Annotated in this window: 23 protein-coding genes; 16 read left to right on the top strand and 7 right to left on the bottom strand. The window is 65.8% G+C overall.

The window, feature by feature from the left end; all coding sequences use genetic code 11:
- Nucleotides 1-677: 677 nt before the first annotated feature.
- Together K1T73_RS05970 and K1T73_RS05975 are read left to right on the top strand one after the other, a co-directional pair.
- Nucleotides 678-1,496 (top strand): ADP-ribosylglycohydrolase family protein, encoded by an 819-nt coding sequence (locus tag K1T73_RS05970; protein WP_220603054.1) that lies wholly within the window; start codon nucleotides 678-680, stop codon nucleotides 1,494-1,496.
- 15 nt (nucleotides 1,497-1,511) lie between these two features.
- The gene (locus K1T73_RS05975) at nucleotides 1,512-1,901 is read left to right on the top strand and encodes a carboxymuconolactone decarboxylase family protein (RefSeq protein ID WP_220603055.1); all 390 of its coding nucleotides are present in this window, start codon (nucleotides 1,512-1,514) and stop codon (nucleotides 1,899-1,901) included.
- A 24-nt stretch (nucleotides 1,902-1,925) separates the two neighbouring features.
- On the opposite strand, the gene K1T73_RS05980 is transcribed toward K1T73_RS05975, so the two are convergent.
- Complete coding sequence (locus K1T73_RS05980) at nucleotides 1,926-2,570, bottom strand: ribonuclease T2 family protein (protein WP_220603056.1); 645 nt, start codon at nucleotides 2,568-2,570, stop codon at nucleotides 1,926-1,928.
- A gap of 115 nt (nucleotides 2,571-2,685) precedes the next feature.
- Between K1T73_RS05980 and K1T73_RS05985 the strand changes: the two genes are divergently transcribed.
- A complete protein-coding gene (locus K1T73_RS05985; protein WP_220603057.1) occupies nucleotides 2,686-3,447 on the top strand; it encodes a DUF1013 domain-containing protein in 762 nt (253 codons plus the stop codon).
- 241 nt (nucleotides 3,448-3,688) lie between these two features.
- Nucleotides 3,689-4,867: a type III PLP-dependent enzyme gene (locus K1T73_RS05990; RefSeq protein ID WP_220603058.1), complete on the top strand. Its 1,179-nt coding sequence runs from the start codon at nucleotides 3,689-3,691 to the stop codon at nucleotides 4,865-4,867.
- 43 nt (nucleotides 4,868-4,910) lie between these two features.
- Here K1T73_RS05990 and K1T73_RS05995 read toward each other — a convergent pair whose 3' ends face one another.
- From K1T73_RS05995 to K1T73_RS06020, 6 genes are all read right to left on the bottom strand, one after another.
- Nucleotides 4,911-5,174, bottom strand: coding sequence for a hypothetical protein (locus K1T73_RS05995; RefSeq protein ID WP_220603059.1), 264 nt, complete (start codon nucleotides 5,172-5,174; stop codon nucleotides 4,911-4,913).
- A gap of 148 nt (nucleotides 5,175-5,322) precedes the next feature.
- Nucleotides 5,323-5,916, bottom strand: coding sequence for a recombination mediator RecR (gene recR / locus K1T73_RS06000; protein ID WP_220603060.1), 594 nt, complete (start codon nucleotides 5,914-5,916; stop codon nucleotides 5,323-5,325).
- 89 nt (nucleotides 5,917-6,005) lie between these two features.
- Nucleotides 6,006-6,350, bottom strand: a complete 345-nt coding sequence (locus K1T73_RS06005; RefSeq protein ID WP_220603061.1) for a YbaB/EbfC family nucleoid-associated protein — start codon at nucleotides 6,348-6,350, stop codon at nucleotides 6,006-6,008.
- Nucleotides 6,351-6,416: 66 nt separating this feature from the next.
- Nucleotides 6,417-6,773 carry a TM2 domain-containing protein gene (locus K1T73_RS06010; RefSeq protein WP_259400460.1) on the bottom strand — a complete coding sequence of 119 codons (357 nt, stop codon included), beginning with the start codon at nucleotides 6,771-6,773 and terminating at the stop codon, nucleotides 6,417-6,419.
- Nucleotides 6,774-6,859: 86 nt separating this feature from the next.
- A complete protein-coding gene (locus K1T73_RS06015; protein WP_220603062.1) occupies nucleotides 6,860-8,635 on the bottom strand; it encodes a DNA polymerase III subunit gamma/tau in 1,776 nt (591 codons plus the stop codon).
- A gap of 77 nt (nucleotides 8,636-8,712) precedes the next feature.
- The gene (locus K1T73_RS06020) at nucleotides 8,713-9,120 is read right to left on the bottom strand and encodes a YidH family protein (protein WP_220603063.1); all 408 of its coding nucleotides are present in this window, start codon (nucleotides 9,118-9,120) and stop codon (nucleotides 8,713-8,715) included.
- 159 nt (nucleotides 9,121-9,279) lie between these two features.
- On the opposite strand from K1T73_RS06020, the gene K1T73_RS06025 reads away from it, so the two are divergent.
- The 12 genes from K1T73_RS06025 to K1T73_RS06080 all read left to right on the top strand — a co-directional run bounded on the left by K1T73_RS06025 (nucleotide 9,280) and on the right by K1T73_RS06080 (nucleotide 21,368).
- A complete protein-coding gene (locus K1T73_RS06025; protein WP_220603064.1) occupies nucleotides 9,280-10,119 on the top strand; it encodes a neutral zinc metallopeptidase in 840 nt (279 codons plus the stop codon).
- Between the two features lie 12 nt (nucleotides 10,120-10,131).
- Nucleotides 10,132-10,614 (top strand): protein phosphatase, encoded by a 483-nt coding sequence (locus tag K1T73_RS06030; RefSeq protein WP_220603065.1) that lies wholly within the window; start codon nucleotides 10,132-10,134, stop codon nucleotides 10,612-10,614.
- Between the two features lie 261 nt (nucleotides 10,615-10,875).
- Nucleotides 10,876-11,664, top strand: coding sequence for a ribose-5-phosphate isomerase RpiA (gene rpiA / locus K1T73_RS06035; RefSeq protein ID WP_220603066.1), 789 nt, complete (start codon nucleotides 10,876-10,878; stop codon nucleotides 11,662-11,664).
- A gap of 32 nt (nucleotides 11,665-11,696) precedes the next feature.
- A complete protein-coding gene (locus K1T73_RS06040; protein WP_220603067.1) occupies nucleotides 11,697-12,122 on the top strand; it encodes a PH domain-containing protein in 426 nt (141 codons plus the stop codon).
- The gene (gor, locus tag K1T73_RS06045; protein ID WP_220603068.1) at nucleotides 12,119-13,477 is read left to right on the top strand and encodes a glutathione-disulfide reductase; all 1,359 of its coding nucleotides are present in this window, start codon (nucleotides 12,119-12,121) and stop codon (nucleotides 13,475-13,477) included. The genes K1T73_RS06040 and gor overlap by 4 nt, the downstream gene beginning before the upstream one ends.
- 77 nt (nucleotides 13,478-13,554) lie before the next feature.
- Nucleotides 13,555-14,706, top strand: coding sequence for an FtsH protease activity modulator HflK (gene hflK / locus K1T73_RS06050; RefSeq protein ID WP_220603069.1), 1,152 nt, complete (start codon nucleotides 13,555-13,557; stop codon nucleotides 14,704-14,706).
- Nucleotide 14,707: 1 nt separating this feature from the next.
- A complete protein-coding gene (gene hflC, locus K1T73_RS06055; protein ID WP_220603070.1) occupies nucleotides 14,708-15,760 on the top strand; it encodes a protease modulator HflC in 1,053 nt (350 codons plus the stop codon).
- The gene (locus tag K1T73_RS06060) at nucleotides 15,757-15,954 is read left to right on the top strand and encodes a DUF2065 domain-containing protein (protein WP_220603071.1); all 198 of its coding nucleotides are present in this window, start codon (nucleotides 15,757-15,759) and stop codon (nucleotides 15,952-15,954) included. The genes hflC and K1T73_RS06060 overlap by 4 nt, the downstream gene beginning before the upstream one ends.
- 239 nt (nucleotides 15,955-16,193) lie before the next feature.
- Nucleotides 16,194-17,579: a Do family serine endopeptidase gene (locus tag K1T73_RS06065; RefSeq protein WP_220603634.1), complete on the top strand. Its 1,386-nt coding sequence runs from the start codon at nucleotides 16,194-16,196 to the stop codon at nucleotides 17,577-17,579.
- Nucleotides 17,580-17,872: 293 nt separating this feature from the next.
- Nucleotides 17,873-18,295 (top strand): universal stress protein, encoded by a 423-nt coding sequence (locus K1T73_RS06070; RefSeq protein WP_220603072.1) that lies wholly within the window; start codon nucleotides 17,873-17,875, stop codon nucleotides 18,293-18,295.
- Nucleotides 18,296-18,349: 54 nt separating this feature from the next.
- Nucleotides 18,350-20,050 carry a BCCT family transporter gene (locus K1T73_RS06075; RefSeq protein ID WP_220603073.1) on the top strand — a complete coding sequence of 567 codons (1,701 nt, stop codon included), beginning with the start codon at nucleotides 18,350-18,352 and terminating at the stop codon, nucleotides 20,048-20,050.
- Between the two features lie 91 nt (nucleotides 20,051-20,141).
- Nucleotides 20,142-21,368 (top strand): aminotransferase class V-fold PLP-dependent enzyme, encoded by a 1,227-nt coding sequence (locus K1T73_RS06080; protein WP_220603074.1) that lies wholly within the window; start codon nucleotides 20,142-20,144, stop codon nucleotides 21,366-21,368.
- Nucleotides 21,369-21,398: the final 30 nt, after the last annotated feature.

Genomic DNA, 21,398 nt, shown 5'->3' on the forward strand with positions numbered 1-21,398 from the left:
CGCGCTGGCTTGGGATGTGGCCCGCCCGCCACGCGCGGTGACAAGTCGAGGACGGCTCGGGTGCCGTAGCCGCGGTTCACCGCCACATCGCCCGGCATCGGATGTGCAGCGGGCGGTTCCGCCGCCGCCTCATCCTGGCCTTGCCGGACGAGAGAGGGATCGCGCGACGCAGGCCCCTGTGGTCCGCCGCCACGTCGACGGCGAGTTGGACGCGCTTACGAGCACGGGTGTGATCCGCGCCCCCCTTGTTCGTGCCGCCTGCTGGTGCGTGCGGATGATGGAACTCTCGATGACTTGAAGTCCGGTGATTTGTCTCAGGCGGTCAGATGCCTGCACCGAGCCCCCGCCGTGACCCGGCGATGACCCGGAACCGTCACGTGAGGGCATGGCGATTGGTCAGATCGTGCGAAAGTGCACCATCGGTCATCCATCCGGGGCAACGTGTTCGGGAGAAGCGCCTGTTACTCCCTTTTCAGAACCGTTCAGCCGGAGATCCGCCATGCAAATTCATATCGCTGCCGGCGGTGCTCCGAGATCGGCGGTCCCAAGGCACCCCGTTCAGGAGGACGGTTCCGGGCGAGCGGAGCCGATGACCTCTCGGGCGCCCGGTGATTGAGCCAGGCGAGACCTGCGCATAGGCTGGTCACAGCGACGCAGGGTATGAGAGGTCGGGGCGGATGATGCGGAAACCCTTCAGCGAGGATCAGGCCCATGGCATGCTTGTCGGGCTGGCGGTGGGCGAAGGGATCGCGGCCCGTGCTTCGGGCCGGAGCGGTCCCCCGGATGGCACGATGCCCCTCGCCCCCGCGCCGTGGGCGTCGGTCACCTCCCAGACCTTCTGCATTGCGCAGATGTTGCGATCGGCCAACGGGTGGGACGCCGAGGACGCCATGAAACGCCTGATCAACTGGCGCGACTTCGGATACCTTGCCGGCGCGGCCGGCCGCGCGACCCCGGACTCCGAAACCGGCGCGGCGCTCGCGGCATTCGAGGCGACGGGAAATCCCTACGGCGCCGGTGACAGCGCGGGACGCCACGCGGCGCTGGCGGTGGCGCGGGTGGCTCCGGTCGTTCTGGCCTATGGCGCGATGCGCGAAAGCGCCATGGCCGTGGCGCAGCTGCAGGCGCGGCTCACGCATCCAGACCGGCCGTCGCAGGCTGCGGCGGCCAACCTGGCCGAGGTCCTGGCCAGCGGGGATCGTGGCCTGATGCCGCGGCCCGACGCGCCGTCCGAGCCGGTTTCGGAGGAGCTCAGAAGCACGTTGCATGCCGCGTTCTGGGCGCTCGCACAGGCCGATACATTCCCGGACGCGATGGAGGCCATCGCCCGGCTGGACGGCGAGACGCGGGCGGCGGGTGCGATCGTGGGCCAGGTCGCGGGACGGCTCTGGGGCTACGCCGGTATTCCCGAATCCTGGCGCGAGGCGTTGCACGATCATGACAAGATCCTTGTCACCGCCGACGATCTTCATGCTATGCGGCCCATAGATGTCTGATTGAAAGGAAATGCCATGAGCGTGTTCGACGAGGATCTGTTCAGGAAAGGGCTCGAGCAGCGCAAGGCGACGCTCGGGGCCGAGTATGTCGAGGCCAACCTCGCCAAGGCGGATGATTTCACCCGGCCGTTCCAGGAGGCGATGACCGCGTGGTGCTGGGGCTTCGGCTGGGGTGACGAGGTGATTGCGCCCAAGACCCGCTCGATGATGAACCTCGCGATGCTGGGCGCGTTGGGCAAGCTCCACGAGTGGGAGACGCATTGCCGCGGCGCCCTCACAAACGGGGTGAGCGTCGAGGAAATCCGCGCGATCTGTCACGTGATCGCGATCTATTGCGGTGTGCCGCAGGGGCTTGAGTGTTTCCGGGTGGCCCGGAAAGTCCTCGAAGCGGAGGGGCGCATATAAAGCGCGGCGGATCCGCGCGAGCGGTCAGGGGATCGGCGCCATCAGCGCGTCGGTCATCCGGCAGTCGATGATCGCGTCGCGCCCGCAGGGGACGGGACCGAGATCGCGCGAAAGGCAGATGCGCACCTCCTGGATGCGGTCCGCGCGGCAGGTCACGGTGATCATGTCGCGTGTGAGACCGGGATTGGCCTTGAGAAACGCTTCTTCGACCACGCGCGCAGGCAGTCGGACGGGATCGGTCAGCTTGCGGAAGACGGGCGGGCGGGCGATGCGGTCGTAGGCATCGCGCGAAAGGGCGTAATAGGCGGACGCCGAAAGGCCCGAGCAGGTGCCGTGTTTCTTCCATTGATACCAGGCGAGACCGGAGGTGCCCATGATGTCGGCCATCGCGTCCGTCATGGCACGGGAGGGGGGACGCTCGGCCGTCGGGCAATGCGAGGGCCAGCCGCGATGGTATTGCGGCCAGAGCCCGTGCAGGACCCAGCCGTGATCCGCCCCGGCCCGGCATTGTGGCGAGCCGCGCGCATCCCCTTCGAGGGCGCACCAGGTGGGCGACCAGCTGAGCGAGAGAATGTAGTAGTCGAATTCCCCCGCACGATCCCCGTCCGCGAAGGCGGCGGTCGCGCAGAGACACCAGAGCAGCGCGGCGCGGATCATTTTCACTTTCATTTCCTCCCGGTCCTGACTATATAGCGCGCGAGTTCCCCGACAACGGAAACCGTCCCGGCCCCCGGGACAGCCATTTCAGGCGACGGGACAGATTTGCGCGAAGGAGGCGCGAGACATGGCAAAACCGCTCATGGCGAAGGCCACGGCCGTCTGGCTGGTGGACAACACGACGATCAGCTTCAAGCAGATTGCCGATTTCACCGGCATGCACGAGCTCGAGATTCAGGGCATCGCGGATGGTGACGTGGCGCAGGGCGTGAAAGGGTTCGACCCGATCGCGAACAACCAGCTCACGCAGGAAGAGATCGAGGCGGCCGAGAAGGATCCGCAGCACAAGCTGAAGCTCAAGCACAATCCCGCCGCCGAGGGCGAGGAGAAGCGCCGCGGCCCGCGCTACACGCCCCTCTCGAAGCGGCAGGATCGCCCCGCGTCGATCCTGTGGCTGGTGAAGTTCCACCCGGAGCTGGCCGATAGCCAGATCGCCAAGCTCGTCGGCACCACCAAGCCCACGATCCAGGCAATCCGCGAGCGCACGCACTGGAACATCGCCAACATCCAGCCGATCGACCCCGTGGCGCTTGGCCTGTGCAAGCAGTCCGAGCTGGATGCCGCGGTCCAGAAGGCCGCTGCCAAAAAGGCCAAGGAAGGCGCCTCGATGAGCGATGACGAGCGTCGCAAGCTCCTGTCGACCGAGCAGAGCCTTGCGATGGAGGACGAGCCGAAGATCCCGACCGCGATCGAAGGGCTCGAGACCTTCACGCTGAGCGAGACCAGCGCGAAGGATGACAGTGACGAGAAGGACGACGTGCCGGACGCCGAGAGCTTCTTCAACCTGCCCGAGGGTGACGACGAGGACGAGGACGACGACAAGTCCTGAGACCTCGGGCGAGCCGCCATGTTGCACCGAAACCCCGGCGGTCCGATCGCCGGGGTTTTTTCGTGGCCCTTGCAAGATTCCATCTTGCGTATTTCCGGCGGCAGTATAAATGCGCGCCTGAAGACGCCAACGCACGCGCCTCTGGCCGGTCCGGCAAGGACCTCGGACCCGCGTTTACGTAGCGACGGTAACGTCTCTGACTGATGATCCCCCCCGATGAGCCGGGGGGTTCCTTTTGGAGATGACCATGACCGCTATGATCCCCGGCGCGCTTTGCGCCGACCATCCCGTTCAATCCGACGATGTCGCCGATTTCATCGCGGCCTCGAGCTTCGAGCGACCCACGCTTGTGGTGAGCCGCGCCAAGGTGGCCGCGCAATACGACGCCCTGGCGCGGGGCCTGGGACGCGCGCGCATCCACTACGCGGTCAAGGCGAACCCGGCGCCCGAGATCATCCGTACCCTCGTCCAGAAGGGCGCGCGCTTCGACGCGGCAAGCCGGGGCGAGATCGAGCTTTGCCTGAGCCAGGGCGCGCGCGGTCGCGACATTTCCTTCGGGAACACCGTGAAGCGGCCGTCGGACATCGCCTTTGCCCATGACGCGGGCGTCACGCTTTTCGCGGTGGACAGCGAGGCCGAGATCGACAAGATCCGCGATCACGCGCCCGGCGCCGAGGTTTATATTCGCGTGATCGTCGAGAATTCGGCCGCCGACTGGCCGCTCAGCCGCAAGTTCGGCTGTGCGCATGGCGCGGTGCCGGCGCTGATGGAACATGCGCGCGCCGAGGGCGTGCAGGTTGCGGGCCTGTCTTTCCACGTGGGCAGCCAGACGCGTCTGGCGGAGTACTGGGGGCCGGTGCTCGACCAGGTGGCCACACTTTGGCACGCCGCGCGCGCCGCCGGGCACGACCTGCGGGTTCTGAACCTCGGCGGCGGGTTTCCAGCGAGTTATGAAAGCGCGGTGGAAGGGGCCGAATCCTATGCCGCGAAGGTGATGGCGCAGGTGGACGAGCGGTTCGGCGAGGTGCCCTACGTGATGGCCGAGCCGGGACGGGGCCTTGTGGCCGAGGCGGGACATATCGTGGCCGAGGTGCTGCTTGTCTCGCGCAAGTCAGCGGACGACCTGCATCGTTGGGTTTATCTCGACATTGGCATGTTCTCGGGGCTGGCGGAGACGATGGGTGAGGCCATACGCTACCGTATTGACACGCCGGGCCGCGGCGGCGAGATGGGAGCGTGTATCCTGGCCGGTCCTTCCTGCGACAGTGCCGATATTCTCTACGAGCAGCGTCCGGTGATGCTTCCGCTGGACCTGCGGGCCGGCGACCGCGTCGTGATCCGCCATTGCGGCGCCTACACGAGCAGCTATTCCTCGGTGGGATTCAACGGGTTTCCGCCACTGGACGTGGTGGTGCTCTGACCGCGAGGCCGGACTGCAAAGGGTTCGTGCATTTTCTTCCGCGTCAAGCGCCGCGCGTGTGGCCCTGCAGCCAGGGGATGAGGGCAAAGGCGACCTGACCGGCAAGGCCCAGCAGTCCCGGCGTCGTGGTGAGGCTCGACAGGAGGGCGCTGAGGGACTGTTCGAAGGCGAGAATTGCCAGCGCGGTCTCTGCACAGAGGAGCAGGGCGAGCGCCGCTGCGCCCATCGCAAAACGCGCCGAGGCTGAGGAGAGGCGAAAGCGCGAGCGCGCGATGCGCTCCGCCACCATCCACGAGAGCGCCAGCATGATCGGCAGTTCCAGTGCCACCGCGGCCAAGGGCCAAGCGCGGGCTCCAGCATGAGGACGCGGACCGTGCCCAACCCGAAGCCCGCGATGAAGATGGTGGCGAAATAGATTGCGGCCGCGGCGAGGATGCGCCCTGTCATACCCTGCCTCAGAATGTCTTGCGTGCGGAGAGGGCGGCGGTGATCGTGCCGTCGTCGAGATAATCCAGTTCGCCGCCGATGGGCACGCCCTTGGCAAGCGAGGTGAGCGTCACGCGGTCCTCGACCTGGTCGGCGATATAGTGGGCCGTCGTCTGGCCATCGACCGTGGCATTGAGCGCGAGGATGATCTCGGTGATGTTCTCCTCGGGGATGCGCGCGACCAGCGAGGGAATGCGCAGCTCGTCCGGGCCGACCTGATCAAGGGCCGAGAGCGTGCCGCCCAGCACGTGGTAGCGCCCCTTGAACGCACCCGCGCGCTCCATCGCCCATAGGTCCGCCACGTCCTCCACCACGCAGAGCTGACCGTTGGCGCGTTTCTCGGAGGCGCAGATGTCGCAGATCTCGGTCGTGCCGACATTGCCGCAGCGGGCGCATTCGCGGGCCGTGGCGGCGACGATCTGCATGAGGTCGGCCAGCGGCGTCAGTTTCAGTTCGCGCTTGGCGATGAGATGCAGGACCGCGCGCCGTGCGGACCGCGGGCCGAGGCCGGGAAGCTTGGCCATCATGTCGATGAGGGCGTCGATGTCGCGGGTGGAAGTCATTCGGGTGCCCCGGCTTCGGCGGCGGGAGTGGGGGCCAGCCCCCACGCCCCCGGGATATTTTTCGCAAGAAGAAGTGACGCGGGATTTGGTCAGAAGGGAAGTTTCATGTCCTTGGGCAGGCCCATCCCCTCGGTCAGCTTGCCGACCTCCTCCTGCGCCTTGTCGGAGGCCTTGCCCTGTGCATCCTTGATGGCGGCGAGGATCAGGTCCTCGACGACCTCCTTCTCGTCGGCGTTGAAGATCGACGGGTCGATGTCGAGCGCTTTCAACTCGCCCTTGTAGGTGGCCGTCGCCTTGACCAGCCCCGCGCCGCTTTCGCCGGTGACCGTCAGGTTATGCATCTCCTCCTGGAGATCGGCCATCTTCTGCTGCATTTCCTGGGCGGCCTTCATCATCTTGGCCATGTCGCCCATCTGCCCCAGTCCCTTGAACATGTCTGCTCTCCCGTTGTTCGGTGTCACGACCTAGATACGGGTGCGGAAGGCGCGGGACAAGGGTGCTCAGGTCATTGCCGGGGGCGTGGCGGGCGCGGAGACGAGCCCGAGTTCACCGGCGATGATGGCGCGGCGCGCCTTGGCGTCGCGTTCGACGAGACCGGGGATGCGGAAGGCATCGACAAGAAGCCAGATCATCACGGGAATGAGAAGCAGCAGGCCAAGACCGTAGACGACAAGGAGCAGGAAGCCGAAGACCGTCATCAGCAGCATGGCGATCGCGCTTCCGGTGAGGCCCATGTAGAAGCGGTGCACCCCGAGGCCGCCGAAGAAGAACCACAGGAGGTAGGCGACGCCCACGGATTTCTTCTCGTTGGAGAGGCGCTGCTCGACGAGCATCTGCTGTTCGGTGGTCAAACTCATGTCCCGTGGTCCCTTGGAAGGTTTCTCATTGCCCTCAGATTGCGTGGGTCAACCGGTGGTGGCAAGAAAAATCTGGACCGGGGGGATCAGCCGTCCTCGAACGGGTCCCATTCGTCCTCGACCTCGGGGAGGGCTTCGGCCCGGGCCTCCTGCGCCATGTCGTCAGGGGTCCGGATCTGGATGATCTTCGCGTCGGGAAAACTCTGAAGCACCGCCTGGACGAGCTCGTGCCGGCCCGCCTCTTCGCGCAGCGCGCGTTCGGCGGCATCTCGGCGCTCGGCGATGGTCTCGCCCCCGCCGGAATTCACGACCGTGACCGCCCAGCGGTTGCCGGTCCAGCGTTGCAGCGCGGAGCCGAGCCGCTGTGCCAGGTCGCGCGGGGCCGCGTCGGTGGGGACGAATTCGATGCGGCCCGGGCGATAGGCGGCGAGGCGCAGGGTCGTCTCGATCTCGATCAGGAGCTTGGCATCGCGGTTGGCGCGCACGAGTTCGACCACGTGCTCGAAGGTCGGGTAACGCGCGAGGGCCTGTTCGGCGGCCTGGGCCGGGGCGGGTGCTGCGGAGGCGCTGGGCGCGCCGGTCGGCTCGCTCGTCCGCGGCGGCGGTGGCGCCGATCTGGCATCGGTCGAGCCGTTGTGCGAGGCCGGGGGTGCGCCGCCGCCGGAGGGCGGCGAAGCGGGTGCGGGCGCGGGGGCGGGCGTGTCGCGCAGCTTGCGCAGAAGATCCTCGGGGCTGGGCAGGTCGGCCACGTGGGTGAGGCGGATGATCGCCATCTCGGCCGCCATCATCGCGTTCGGGGCCTGCGAGACCTCGTCGAGCGCCTTGAGGAGCATCTGCCACATACGGGTCAGGACGCGCATCGGAAGCGCCTCGGCCATGGCCTGGCCGCGCGCGCGCTCGTCGGGGCCGATGGTCGGATCGTCGGCGGCGTCGGGCGTGATCTGCACGACCGAGACCCAGTGCGTCACCTCGGCGAGGTCGCGCAACACGGCCAGCGGGTCGGCACCGTCGGCGTATTGCGTGCCGATCTCGGTCAGCGCACCCGCGGCGTCGCCCTTGAGGATCAGGTCGAAAAGGTCGAGCACGCGGCCACGGTCCGCAAGGCCCAGCATGGCGCGCACCTGCTCGGCCGTTGTTTCGCCCGCGCCATGCGAGATGGCCTGGTCGAGGAGCGAGGTGGCGTCGCGCGCGGAGCCCTCGGCGGCGCGGGTGATGAGTGCGAGCGCGTCCTCGGCGATCTGGGCACCCTCGGCATCGGCGATGCGGCGCAGGAGACCGATCATCACCTCGGGCTCGATCCGGCGCAGGTCGAAGCGCTGGCAACGCGAGAGCACGGTCACCGGCACCTTGCGGATCTCGGTCGTCGCGAAGATGAATTTCACATGCGCCGGCGGCTCCTCGAGCGTCTTGAGGAGCGCGTTGAAGGCCGAGGTGCTGAGCATGTGCACCTCGTCGATGATGTAGATCTTGTAGCGGGCCGAGGCCGCGCGATAGGCCACGGAGTCGATGATCTCGCGGATGTCGCCAACGCCGGTGCGCGAGGCGGCGTCAATCTCGAGCACGTCGACGTGACGGCCCTCCATGATGGCCACGCAATGCTCGCACTGCCCGCAGGGTTCGGTCGTCGGGCCGCCGTTGCCATCGGGGCCGATGCAATTCATCCCCTTGGCGATGATGCGTGCCGTCGTTGTCTTTCCTGTGCCGCGGATGCCGGTCATGATGAAGGCCTGCGCGATGCGGTCGGCCTGAAACGCGTTCTTGAGCGTGCGCACCATCGCGTCCTGACCGACGAGGTCGGCGAAGGTCTCGGGCCGGTATTTTCGGGCGAGAACCTGGTAGGCGCCCGTGTCGCTGTCTTGCATCCTGGGGTCCGCTTCGGGGATTCGATCTGGCGCGAGGTTACGCGCTGGTGTCGCCGGGGTCCATGGGGGCCGGCCGGTCAGAGCATCCAGAGCACGGCGCCTGTCGCCAGCGTGGCCACGCCCATCACCAGGGTAATGAGCGAGAAGTTCTTGGTGGGCATGGGTTCGCTGTCATACCCGTTGAGACGGTCGAGCGTCTTGAGCGCCTGACTCCGCGCGAACCAGAAGATGAGAAGGGCGGTGAGTAAGAAGGTGCTTGCCACGAGCTTGGCCGCCCAGGTGGGGTCGAAATCGCCGAAGACCGCCTTGAGACCGATGGCCACGCCCACGGCCCCGAGGCCCGTGCCCATCCACGAGTTGAAGGTCCGCTCGTTGGCCATGATGGTCCGGTCCTCGGCCCAGTCGGTGCGTTTCTCGGCCTTCTCGGTGCGTTCTTCGGCCTTCTCGGTGCGCTGCTGCGCCTGGTCGGTCTTGTTGTCGCTCATCATTCGCTCCGGTCGGGTGGGGTGATCTTACGGGTTTGTGGCTCGGCAGCCAGAGAATTTCGCGGCTCCGTCCGCCACCGGCAGCAGCGCGGTTTGTCATTGTCGATTGCGGTCGTATAGTGCGGATTGTGGGTGCGGCCTGCGGTCGGGGGAAATGACATGCGGTTGAGACGGGTCCGGGGAAGCCGGAACATCGAGGACCGGCGCGGACGCGGGCGGGGCGCGAAAGCAGGTCTCGGCGGTGTCGGCCTATTGGTCGTGCTCGCCATCGGATATTTCGCGGGGATCGATGTCACGCCGCTCCTGCAGGATCAGGTTGCGCCGCGCGAGGCGAGCGCGCCGCGCGAGCTTTCGCCAGCCGAGAAGCGGGCGGGCGAGTTCACCTCGCGGGTGCTGGCCACGACGGAGGATGTCTGGGCCGATATTTTCGACCGCCAGCTCGGGCGCGACTACCGCGCGCCGGTCCTCGTCCTGTTCGCGGGCGTGACCCAAAGCCCCTGCGGCGGGGCGTCGGGTGCGACGGGGCCGTTCTATTGTCCGGCGGATCGCAAGGCGTATCTCGACACGGCGTTCTTCGCCACGCTTGCCGAGAGGCTGGGCGCCGGGGGCGATTTCGCCGCCGCCTACGTGATCGCGCACGAGGTGGCGCATCACGTGCAGAACGAACTCGGCATCCTGCCCGAGGTCAACCGGCTGCGGCAGGGCGCGGGCGAACGGGAGGCCAACGCGCTCACCGTGCGTCTCGAACTTCAGGCCGATTGCCTCAGCGGGGTGTGGGCGGCGTCGGTCGAGGGCCTGCTGGAGCCGGGCGACATCGAGGAGGCGCTGAACGCCGCGCGCCGGATCGGCGACGACTATCTCCAGCGCCGGGCCGGGCAGGTGCCGCAGCCGCATACCTTCACCCATGGCACATCGCAACAGCGCGCGGGCTGGTTCCGGCGTGGATACGAAAGCGGCGACGTGACGCAATGCGACACGTTCGGCGCCGACAGGCTGTAAGGGGCGCCTGTCGTGTCGTTCGTGATCCACGCGGTTCCGGTGGCCGGCGGGATCGTCGCGCTGGCGCCGTTTCCCGGCCGCGGCGCACAGAGCTTCGAGGACGACATGGCGCATGTCCGCGACTGGAAGCCCGCGATCGTGATGACGCTCACCACCGATCCCGAGATGGTGAGCCTCGGGCATCCCGACCTGGGCCATCGATTCGTGGGGATGGGCGCGCGCTGGATCCACTTGCCGATCGAGGATTACGGGGTACCAGAGGGCGCGGTGCTGAAGGCCTGGCCCGGCGCGGCGCGCGCCGCGCTCAAGGCGCTGGGCGGCGGCGGCCGGGTGCTCGTGCATTGCAAGGGCGGATGCGGGCGGTCGGGCATGATCGTCCTCAAGCTCATGATCGCGGCGGGCGAGGCCCCGATAAGTGCGCTCGAACGGTTGAGAGCGGTGAAGCCGGAGGCTGTCGAGACTTCGGGACAGATGAACTGGGCGACCGCGAAGTGAGCGGTGCTTAACCCTTCCTCAAGACTGGCTGTGCAGGGTGGGGCGACCCGAGGATGGAGAGCCGCGATGCGTGTCGATGCAAGTATATTCTGTCTCCTGATCGTGCTTTCATTGCCGCTTGTCGCCTTGGGCGGTGCGCTGCCCTGAGGTGGCGAGACCGGCTCTTTGCCGGGACGGGAAAGGATTCGGGCAATTGCCCCCTCGCGCGGATGCGTTCGCTGGCCTATAACGCCCCCGAATACCCAAGGGGGAGTCGCTTTGATGTCCGGAGAACTGTCGCCCATCGACAAGGCGAAATTCGTCGCCGCCAAGAAGGCGGTGGACTATGTCGAGGACGGCATGAAGGTCGGGCTTGGCACCGGCAGCACCGCGGCCTGGATGGTGCGGTGCCTGGGTGAGCTGGTTCGCGAGGACGGGCTGCGGATCAAGGGGGTGCCCACGTCCACGCGCACGGCGGACCTTGCCCGCGAGGTGGGCATCGAGGTCATCAGCCTCGACGAGGCGAAGTGGCTCGACGTCACGATCGACGGGGCGGACGAGTTCGATGGCGAGCTCAACCTGATCAAGGGCGGCGGTGGGGCGCTCTTGCAGGAGAAGATCGTGGCGACGGCCAGCGACCAGATGATCGTGATCGCCGACGTCGGCAAGGAGGTCGAGACGCTGGGCGCCTTTCCCCTGCCGATCGAGGTCATCCCCTTCGGCTGGCAGACCACCCGTGCGCTTGTCGAGGAGATGCTGGTCTCGATGGACGTTCTGGGCCGCGACGTGAGCCTCAGGATGTCGGGCGATCATCCTTACGTCACGGACGAGGGCAACCATATCCTCGACCTGCACCTTGGCCGGATCGGCAACCCGCGGCAGTTGTCCATGGTGCTCAACCAGGTGCCGGGCGTGGTGGAGAACGGGCTTTTCATCGACATCTGCGACGTGGTGTCCATCGGCTACGGCGACGGCCGGGTCGAGCTTCGCGACATCAACGAGGGCACGGTCGAGACCGACCGGCTCGATTTCGTCGAGAGCGAGAACCTCTTTCGCGATCTGGCGGACTGACCATGATTCTGCGGCGGTCGCGAAAACAAGTGATGGCTAGCCTGGCGGTGCTGGTGACCGTCGCCGGCGTGGCCGTCTGGAGCCTGCGCGACGCGCGGGTCGAAGAATCGGTCGGACTGTTGGTATGGGGCGTGGTCTGTGCGATATGGGCGATGTTCATAGCGCTGGCGCAGATCCGCCGCTCGCCGCTGGGCGAGATCGACGAGCAGGGGATCACGCTGAACTACATCTTCAGCCGGATGCGCATCGGCTGGAACGATATTACATGGTTCTCGGCCCCGCCCGAAAAGCGCGCCGCGATCATCGCGGTTCGCAAGCCGGGTGATGCGAAGGAGCACTATGCGGTGGTGTCACGTAGTGTTTTCGGTGACGCGCAGGTGGCGGCGATCCGCGACGCCATCGCGGCAAAGAGGCCGGGCCTTCCGGACCAACCCAACGACGCACAGGTTTTCTCATGACTTTCGATTATGACCTCTTTGTCATCGGTGGCGGATCGGGCGGCGTGCGGGCCGCGCGGGTCGCGGCGCAGGCCGGGGCGAAGGTGGCCCTTGCCGAGGAAGACCGCTACGGCGGAACCTGCGTGATCCGGGGCTGCGTGCCCAAGAAGCTCATGGTCTATGCCAGCAGCTATCCGCAGATGATGCGCGAGGCGCAGGAATACGGCTGGACCGTGCACGCGGGCGGCTTCGACTGGACGGCTTTCCGCGGGAAGCTGCATGCGGAGCTCGACCGGCTCGAGGGCATCTATCGCAATATCCTGAGCAGCAACGGGGTCGAGACCTTCGATACACGGGCCACCGTCAAGGACGCGCACACGGTGCGCCTTGCGTCGGGCGGGGAGAAAACGGCGAAACATATCCTGATCGCTGTCGGCGGCCACCCGGTCAAGCCGGACCTGCCGGGGGCGGAGCATGGGTTGACCAGCAACGACATCTTCCATCTCGAGACCCTGCCGCGCACGATGCTGATCATCGGGGGCGGCTATATCGCCTGCGAATTCGCCTGCATTCTCAATGGCCTGGGTGTTCATGTGACGCAGTATTACCATCGCGAGACGCAGGTCCTGCGGGGCTTCGACGACGAGGCGCGCAACCTCGTCGCGGAGGGTATGAGGGCCTCGGGGGTCAATCTCGAGCTTGGTGCAGATATCTCGGAAATGACGCCCATCGAGGGCGGATATCGCGTGACCTGCAGAGATGGCGAGACACGAGAGTTCGAGCAAGTCCTCTTCGCGACGGGGCGCAAGCCCAACACCGGTGCCCTTGGGCTCGAGGATACCGGGGTCGAGCTTGGGGACAGGGGCGAGATCGTGGTGGATGATTACAGCCAGACGGCGGTTCCGTCGATCTATGCCATCGGCGACGTGACGGACCGGGTGAACCTCACCCCCGTCGCGATCCGCGAGGGAATGGCATTTGTCGAGACCGTCTTCAACGGCCGTCCGACACCCGTCGATCACAAACTCATCCCCACCGCGATCTTCACGCAGCCCGAGATGGGCACCATCGGCCTGACCGAGGAGGAGGCGCGCGAAGCGGGCGAGATCGAGGTGTATGCCACATCCTTCAAGCCGATGCGCCAGAGCTTCGCCGGGCAGGACGAGAAGGTGCTGATGAAGCTTGTCGTTTCGAAGAAGACGCGCAGGATCGTCGGATGCCACATTGTCGCACCGGAGGCGGGCGAAATGATCCAGCTTGTCGGGATTGCGATCAAGAACGGCGCGACGAAAGAGGAATTCGACCGCACATGCGCGGTGCATCCGACGATGACCGAAGAGCTTGTCACGATGCGCGAACCGAGACAGGACGCTTGAAATCTGGGCATTCGCCTACAGGTATGACACTAAGCTGGGGATGGGACCCGGTAAGACGGACAAGAGGAAAATAAGCGATGGCTGGACACTCAGGCGGCCCTTGGGGCGGCGGCGGTTCGGGCGGTGGCGGCGGTGGAGACCGCGGCAACGGCAACGGACCGGGCAATAACGGCGGCAACCGGGGAGGACGCCGACCCCCCGAGGGCGGATTGCCCGAGATCGACGAACTGATGCGCAAGGGGCAGGATCAGCTTCGCGTGCTCATGGGCGGCAAGGGTGGAAACGGCAGCGGCCGTGGAACCGGCGGCTCCGGTGGGCCGGGTGTCACACGCGGGACGGTCATCCTGGGGCTGCTCATCATCCTTGGCCTGTGGCTTTTCGCGAGCGTCTACACCGTGAAGCCCGAAGAGCGCGGCGTCGAACTTTTCCTCGGCGAATACAGCCAGACGACAGGGCCCGGGCTCAACTTCGCGCCTTGGCCGCTCATCACGGCGGAGGTGATCACCGTCTCGCGAGAGCAGAACGAGGATATCGGTGTTGGCGGCCGTGGCAGCGAAGCGGGCCTCATGCTGACCGGCGACGAGAACATCGTCGACATCGACTTCCAGGTCGTCTGGAACATCAACGATCCTGCGAAATACCTGTTCAACCTGCGTGATCCGCGCTCGACGATCCGCGCGGTGAGCGAATCGGCCATGCGCGAGATCATCGCTCAATCCGAGCTTTCGCCCATTCTGAACCGGGATCGTGGCCCGATCGCCGACCGGCTGGAGGACCTGATCCAGAACACGCTCGACAGCTATGACAGCGGCGTCAACATCGTGCGGGTGAACTTCGACAAGGCCGACCCGCCGCAGCAGGTGATCGACGCCTTCCGTGACGTGCAGGCTGCCGAGCAGCAGCGTGACCGTCTCGAGAAGGAGGCCGATGCCTATGCCGCGCGCGTCCTGGCCGAGGCACGGGGCGAGGCCGCCCAGACGCTCGAGGAGGCCGAGGGGTATCGTGCGCAGGTGGTGAACGAGGCCGAGGGTGAGGCAAGCCGCTTTACCGCCGTCCTGAGCGAGTATCAGAAAGCGCCGCGGGTGACGCGCAAGCGTCTTTACCTGGAGGCCATGGAAGATGTCCTGGGCGATCTCGACAAGATCATCCTCGATGAACAGACGGGCGGGGAGGGCGGTGTCGTGCCCTATCTTCCGCTGAACGAATTGCGCCGGACGGGAGAGCAGTGAGATGAAAAAGACAACGATACTGATCGCCGTCGTCTTCGTCGCCATCGTGGGGCTTCTGTCGTCGATCTTCATCGTGGATGAGCGGGAGAATGCCCTTGTCCTGCAATTCGGCAAGGTCGTCGGCGTGAAGGAAGAGCCGGGACTTGGTTTCAAGATCCCGATCGTTCAGAACGTGGTGCGCTATGACGACCGGATCCTGAGCCGGGATATCGACCCGCTCGAGGTCACGCCGCTGGATGACCGGCGGCTGGTGGTCGACGCCTTCGCGCGCTACCGCATCGTCGATGTCGAGCAGTTCCGCCAGGCGGTCGGTGCGGGCGGTATCCCCGTCGCCGAAAGCCGGCTCGATTCCATCCTGCGCTCGCAGACGCGGGAGGTTCTGGGGTCCGTCAGTTCGAACGACATCCTGAGCACCGATCGCGCGACGCTCATGCTGCGCATTCGCAACGCGGCCATCGAGGAGGCCGAGGAGCTTGGTGTCGAGATCATCGACGTGCGGCTGAAGAAGACCGACCTGCCACGCGAGAACCTCGATGCCACCTTTGCCAGGATGCGTGCCGAGCGTGAGCGCGAGGCGGCTGACGAGGTGGCGCGCGGTAACGAGGCGGCACAGCGCGTGCGCGCGCAGGCCGACCGGACACAGGTGGAAATCGTGTCGGATGCGCGCCGCCAGGCCGAGATCATCCGAGGCGAGGCCGATGCGCGGCGCAACTCCGTCTTTGCCGAGGCTTTCGGTGCGGACGAGGAGTTCTTCGAGTTCTACCGCTCGCTCAACGCCTATCGCAAGGCGCTGAGGGGCGAGAATTCGAGCATGGTCATGTCGCCGGACAGCGAGTTCTTCGACTACCTGCGCAATCCCGACCCGACCGGCGCGAGCGGTTCCGCCGCGGCGGAGGCGATCCCCACCGCGCCCGCGGCCGAATCGACCGCCGTGACCACCGAGGCGGAGGAACAGGCGATCGAGGAGGTGCAGGAACCCGAGACGGAGGCCGAAACCACCGGCGATACCGCCGCGACGGAGGATGCCGGCGCGGAGGATGAAACGGCGCAATGATCGAGACGACACTTCTGGCCCTCGGGCTGGTCTTGGTGGTGGAGGGGCTGGTCTATGCGCTGGCCCCTTCGCTTGTGGAACAACTGCTCGTGGCGCTGAGGCAGATGCCGGTCGAGACACGGCGCATCGTTGGGGTCGTGGCGATGGCGCTTGGTCTCGTCCTCGTGTGGATGGCCAAGACGCTCGGGATGTGACCGGCGTCGGTGACACAGGCTTCACACACGCGTGACCGGGCGTTGCATCCTTTGCGTCTGCGCGATCCGACCCTACATTGTCGTCAGACGCAGGAGGCGTGCCGGATGTTTCGCGCCGCTGCAGCGACATCTAAACCCGAGAGGAGAGACGCGTGAGAGCAATTGCCTTACCCGCACAACAAGAGGCCACGAACCCGCTCAGGGCATTGTGGCTGGGCCTTGTGGCGCTGGCCCTCGTGATGGCGCAGGCCATCGCGGCGCAAGCCCGCCCCGAGAGTTTCGCCGATCTGGCCGAGCAGGTCAGCCCGGCGGTGGTCAACATCACGACCTCGACAGTCGTCGCCGCCAACAGTGACACGATGCCGATGGTACCCGAAGGGTCGCCCTTCGAGGATTTCTTCCGCGAGTTTCGTGACCGGGGCGGCAACCAGGACCGTCCGCGCCGCACTTCGGCGCTGGGCTCGGGCTTCGTGATCAGCGAAGATGGCTACATCGTCACCAACAATCACGTGATCGAACGCGCAGACGAGATCATCATCGAATTCTACGAGGGCGGTGAGCTCGAGGCGGAAGTCATCGGCACCGACCCCAAGACCGACATCGCCCTTCTCAAGGTCGAGCCGGATGAGCCGCTGCCCTTCGTCAGCTTCGGTGACAGCGACGGTGCCCGCGTGGGCGACTGGGTCATGGCGATGGGCAACCCGCTGGGCCAGGGCTTCTCGGCGAGCGCCGGTATCGTGTCGGCGCGGAACCGCGCGCTGAGTGGCACCTATGACGACTACATCCAGACGGACGCGGCGATCAACCGGGGCAACTCCGGCGGTCCGCTCTTCAACATGGATGGCGAGGTCGTGGGCGTGAACACCGCGATCCTGTCGCCCAACGGCGGCTCGATCGGCATCGGCTTCTCGATGGCGTCGAACGTGGTCACCCGCGTCGTGAACCAGCTCAAGGAATACGGCGAGACGCGGCGCGGCTGGCTCGGCGTCCACATTCAGGACGTGTCGGACGACGTGGCCGAGGCGATCGGCCTCGACGAGGCGCGCGGTGCGCTGGTGACCGACGTGCCCGAAGGCCCGGCGCGTGAAGCCGGCATGGAAGCGGGCGACGTGATCCTGTCCTTCGACGGCGAAGATGTCGCCGACACGCGCGAGCTTGTGCGCCGCGTGGGCAACGCCGAGGTTGGCAAGACCGTGCGGATCGTGGTGTTCCGCAATGACGGGACCGAGACGCTCAAGGTGACGCTTGGCCGCCGCGAGGAAGCCGAAGGTGCCGTGCCCGCGGCGCAGCCCGGCGGTGGTGTCGATGGCGAAGCCGTGGAGGGCGAGGTGCTGGGAATGACCCTCAGCCCCGTCACCGACGAGCTGCGCGAGCAGCTTGAGCTTGATGATGACGCCACGGGCCTCGTCGTGAAGGATGTCGATCCGTTGGCCGAGGCCCACGAGAAGGGCATGCGCGCGGGCGATCTCGTGACTGAGGCCGGGCAGCAGAAGCTCATGTCGCTCAGCGATCTGGAAACGCGGATCGAGGAGGCGAGAGAGGCCGGTCGCAAGTCGCTCCTCCTGTTGGTGCGCCGGGCAGGCGAACCGCGGTTCGTGGCGCTTTCCCTCGATGCCGACGAGTAAGCCGCATCATCCCTGAAAATCCCGAAAGGCGCCGCGAATGCGGCGCCTTTTTTCATGCGTTTCGCCGGGTGCGCGGGGCCGTTTCGCAGCGCAGGATCCGGAACGGATCGGAACAGATCGGTTGAAACCGACAGGGAAATGTCGCAAACGGCGCGTTTCCGGACGGGGTTGGCGTGCTTTCGGTGAATTCCGTGCTAGTTTGCCAAGTGCCAAGCCATGCGATCCGTTCGGTGGTGACCAAAACAGATCGCTCCTGTTCGGACGAAAGAGCGATCACAAGAAGGAGGGATCAGGTGTTCAAGAAAATCATGGTGCCGGTGGACCTGGCGCATAAGGAAGACCTGGGCAAGGCGCTGAACTGTGCCCGGGACCTCGCGCGCCACTATGGCGCCGAGATCGTCTACGTGGGCGTGACCACGACCACGCCGAGCCAGACGGCGCATAACCCGAAGGAATACCAGTCGAAGCTCGACGCCTTCGCGCAAGAGCAAGCGCGGGACGGCGATATCACGGCAAGTGCGAAGATGCTGCTGAGCCACGATCCACGCTCCGATGTCGACGACGTACTTCTCAAGGCGGTCGGGGATACCGGGGCTGACCTGGTCGTCATGGCGAGCCACATGCCCAACATCCTCGATTACGTCTGGCCATCCAACGGCGGCAAGATCGCGGAGCACGCGAAATGCTCGGTGATGGTCGTCAGGGGGCAAGTGTGATCGCCGCGAGCGCGATCCGCATTCACAGGGACATGGACAAAAAGGAGGCCGAACATGGCCGATGAAACCACAAACCAAGGGATACCGGAGCCGGAAGGCGCCTCGGATGTCATCGATACGGATTACGAGGTCGGGCAGGACAACGTCTCGCCCTTCGGGCTCGATATTCACAACCCGGTCTTCTTCATCTCGGGATTGTCGATCGTTCTCTTCGTCTTCTACGCGCTCGCTCTGCCAGAGCAGGCCGAATCGGTCTTCAAATGGCTTTTCGATGCCGTGACCAAGGGGTTCGACTGGTTTTTCCTGAGCGCAGCGAATGTCTTCGTGCTGTTCTGCCTCTTCCTGATCGTCAGCCCGTTCGGCTCGATCCGGTTGGGCGGGGCGGAGGCCACACCCGACTACAGCTATATCGGATGGTTCGCGATGCTCTTCGCGGCCGGGATGGGGATCGGCCTGATGTTCTTCGGCGTGTCCGAACCGATGAGCCATTTCTCAAGCTCGCTCGGCGGAACGTCGATCGAGGACGGTGTGCGCACGGATTGGGCGCCGCTTGGTGCGGCCGCCGGTGACGAGGCGGCGGCGACGCGGCTCGGCATGGCGGCGACGATCTTTCACTGGGGTCTGCATCCGTGGGCGATCTATGCCGTGGTGGCCTTGGCGCTGGCGCTTTTCAGCTACAACAAGGGGCTGCCTCTGACGCTGCGCAGCGCCTTCTATCCGATCTTCGGCGATGCCGTCTGGGGCTGGGTCGGGCATGTCATCGACACGCTGGCCGTTTTCGCCACGCTTTTCGGTCTGGCCACCTCGCTGGGGTTCGGCGCGGAGCAGGCGGCATCGGGTCTCACGTTCCTCTTCGGCTCGGGCGATGCGACGGAGGGGACGCGGACGCTTCTCGGGATCGCCTATAACAATACCGAGGAGTCGGGGGTCGAGGATTCCAGCACGCTCCTGGTGCTCCTTATCTCGGGGATCACCGCCATCGCGCTGATCTCGGTCGTACGGGGCCTCGACGGCGGCGTGAAAGTCCTGTCGGAGATCAACATGGGGCTTGCCGCGCTGCTGCTTCTCTTCACGCTCTTCGTGGGCGGGCCGATCTTCCTGCTGACCTTCTTTGCCGACAGCCTCTGGGCCTATCTGCAGAACCTCATACCGCTCAGCAATCCGTTCGGGCGCGAGGACACGAACTTCATGCAGGGCTGGACGGCGTTCTACTGGGCGTGGTGGATCAGCTGGTCGCCCTTCGTGGGCATGTTCATCGCCCGCGTGAGCCGGGGCCGCAGCGTGCGTGAATTCCTGATCTGCGTGCTGCTGATCCCCAGCCTCGTCTGCGTGCTCTGGATGAGCGTCTTCGGCGGTACCGCGATCAATCAGGTGGTGGCCGACGGTTACACCGCGGCCAAGGATGCGGCGCTGGAGCTCAAGCTGTTCTACATGCTCGAACAGCTTCCGCTTGCCACGATCACCTCGACCATCGGGATCATTCTCGTCGTGGTGTTCTTCGTCACGTCTTCGGACTCGGGCAGTCTTGTGATCGACACGATCACGGCGGGCGGCAAGGTCGACGCGCCGGTGGCGCAGCGGGTCTTCTGGTGCGTGTTCGAGGGCGCGGTTGCCATCGTGCTTCTGGTGGGAGGAGGCCTGGCCTCGCTCCAGTCGGCGGTGATCTCGACAGGGTTGCCGTTCACGGTGGTGCTGCTCGTCATGTGTTGGGCCATCTTCCGCGGGCTCCAGTCGGAGCGAAACAAGATCAGCTAGGCGCGTCACATCGCGACGATCGAGACCCCCGGTGCTTGCGTGCCGGGGGTCTTTCATGTCTTGTGCCGACGAATGCAGAAGGGGAGATCTCATGAACCGCACACTCGATGTCGATTTCGTCCGCGCGCAGTTTCCTGCCTTCGCGGAGCCGTCGTTGCAGGGGCAGGCATTCTTCGAGAATGCGGGCGGGTCGTTCACCTGCGCCCCGGTCATCGACCGGCTGACGCGGTTCTATCGCGAGCGAAAAGTGCAGCCCTACGCGCCCTACGAGGCGAGCCGCCTTGCGGGGGAGGAGATGGACGAGGCGCGCACGCGGCTCTCGGCGATGCTGGGCATGGAGGAGGACGAGCTGAGCTTCGGGCCATCGACCACGGCCAATACCTACGTTCTGGCGCGCGCCTTCGCGCAGTGGATGGAGCCCGGCGACGCGATCATCGTCACCAACCAGGACCACGAGGCCAATAGCGGGCCGTGGCGGCGCCTGGCGGACGAGGGGTTCGAGTTGCGCGAGTGGAAGATCGACCCCGAGACGGGACATCTCGACACCGACGACCTGGAGAAGCTCCTCGACGAGAAGGTGCGGCTTGTCTGCTTTCCGCATTGCTCGAACGTGGTGGGCGAGGTCAATCCGGTCGTGGAGATCACCGCGTTGGCCCATGCGGCGGGTGCGTTCGTCTGTGTCGACGGGGTGAGCTATGCGCCACACGGTTTCTGCAACGTGGGCGAGATGGGGCCGGATATCTACCTCTTCTCCGCCTACAAGACTTTCGGGCCGCACCAGGGGCTCATGGTGATCCGCCGCGAACTCGCTAGGGCGTTGCCGAACCAGGGGCATTTCTTCAACGAAGGCTCGCTATACAAGAAGTTCACGCCCGCGGGGCCCGATCACGCGCAGGTGGCGGCCTGTGCGGGAATGGCCGATTACATCGATCTGCTGGCCGATCATCACGGGATCGGGGGCGATCCGGCCGCGCGCTGTGCCGGGGTTCACGACATGATGCGCGCGCATGAAGGCACGCTCTTGCAGCCGTTGCTCGACCACCTGGGTGAGCGCAATTCGGTTCGCCTGCTGGGGCCGCGACGCGCCGAGGGGCGCGCGCCGACGGTCGCTGTCGAGGCCGAGGTGCCGGGGGCCGAGGCCGCGCGCAAGCTTGCCGCGCATGCGGTCATGGCCGGGGGCGGCGATTTCTACGCGGTTCGCGCGCTCGAGGCGATGGGCGTCGAGCCCGATCACGGGGTGCTGAGGCTCAGCTTCACGCATTACACGACGCGCGAGGAAGTGGATCAGCTCATGAACGCGCTGGATGACATTCTTTGATCCAATGGGCGGGTGCGCTACGTAATCCTG

Source organism: Roseovarius sp. SCSIO 43702 (genome assembly GCF_019599045.1).
In the GTDB taxonomy this organism is placed as follows: domain Bacteria; phylum Pseudomonadota; class Alphaproteobacteria; order Rhodobacterales; family Rhodobacteraceae; genus Roseovarius.

Coding starts and splice junctions, on each gene's coding strand:
- K1T73_RS05970 (WP_220603054.1), top strand. CDS start 678: ATGATGCGGAAACCCTTCAGCGAGGATCAGGCCCATGGCATGCTTGTC.
- K1T73_RS05975 (WP_220603055.1), top strand. CDS start 1,512: ATGAGCGTGTTCGACGAGGATCTGTTCAGGAAAGGGCTCGAGCAGCGC.
- K1T73_RS05980 (WP_220603056.1), bottom strand. CDS start 2,570: ATGAAAGTGAAAATGATCCGCGCCGCGCTGCTCTGGTGTCTCTGCGCG.
- K1T73_RS05985 (WP_220603057.1), top strand. CDS start 2,686: ATGGCAAAACCGCTCATGGCGAAGGCCACGGCCGTCTGGCTGGTGGAC.
- K1T73_RS05990 (WP_220603058.1), top strand. CDS start 3,689: ATGACCATGACCGCTATGATCCCCGGCGCGCTTTGCGCCGACCATCCC.
- K1T73_RS05995 (WP_220603059.1), bottom strand. CDS start 5,174: ATGCTGGCGCTCTCGTGGATGGTGGCGGAGCGCATCGCGCGCTCGCGC.
- recR (WP_220603060.1), bottom strand. CDS start 5,916: ATGACTTCCACCCGCGACATCGACGCCCTCATCGACATGATGGCCAAG.
- K1T73_RS06005 (WP_220603061.1), bottom strand. CDS start 6,350: ATGTTCAAGGGACTGGGGCAGATGGGCGACATGGCCAAGATGATGAAG.
- K1T73_RS06010 (WP_259400460.1), bottom strand. CDS start 6,773: ATGAGTTTGACCACCGAACAGCAGATGCTCGTCGAGCAGCGCCTCTCC.
- K1T73_RS06015 (WP_220603062.1), bottom strand. CDS start 8,635: ATGCAAGACAGCGACACGGGCGCCTACCAGGTTCTCGCCCGAAAATAC.
- K1T73_RS06020 (WP_220603063.1), bottom strand. CDS start 9,120: ATGAGCGACAACAAGACCGACCAGGCGCAGCAGCGCACCGAGAAGGCC.
- K1T73_RS06025 (WP_220603064.1), top strand. CDS start 9,280: ATGCGGTTGAGACGGGTCCGGGGAAGCCGGAACATCGAGGACCGGCGC.
- rpiA (WP_220603066.1), top strand. CDS start 10,876: ATGTCCGGAGAACTGTCGCCCATCGACAAGGCGAAATTCGTCGCCGCC.
- K1T73_RS06040 (WP_220603067.1), top strand. CDS start 11,697: ATGGCTAGCCTGGCGGTGCTGGTGACCGTCGCCGGCGTGGCCGTCTGG.
- gor (WP_220603068.1), top strand. CDS start 12,119: ATGACTTTCGATTATGACCTCTTTGTCATCGGTGGCGGATCGGGCGGC.
- hflK (WP_220603069.1), top strand. CDS start 13,555: ATGGCTGGACACTCAGGCGGCCCTTGGGGCGGCGGCGGTTCGGGCGGT.
- hflC (WP_220603070.1), top strand. CDS start 14,708: ATGAAAAAGACAACGATACTGATCGCCGTCGTCTTCGTCGCCATCGTG.
- K1T73_RS06060 (WP_220603071.1), top strand. CDS start 15,757: ATGATCGAGACGACACTTCTGGCCCTCGGGCTGGTCTTGGTGGTGGAG.
- K1T73_RS06065 (WP_220603634.1), top strand. CDS start 16,194: ATGGCGCAGGCCATCGCGGCGCAAGCCCGCCCCGAGAGTTTCGCCGAT.
- K1T73_RS06075 (WP_220603073.1), top strand. CDS start 18,350: ATGGCCGATGAAACCACAAACCAAGGGATACCGGAGCCGGAAGGCGCC.
- K1T73_RS06080 (WP_220603074.1), top strand. CDS start 20,142: ATGAACCGCACACTCGATGTCGATTTCGTCCGCGCGCAGTTTCCTGCC.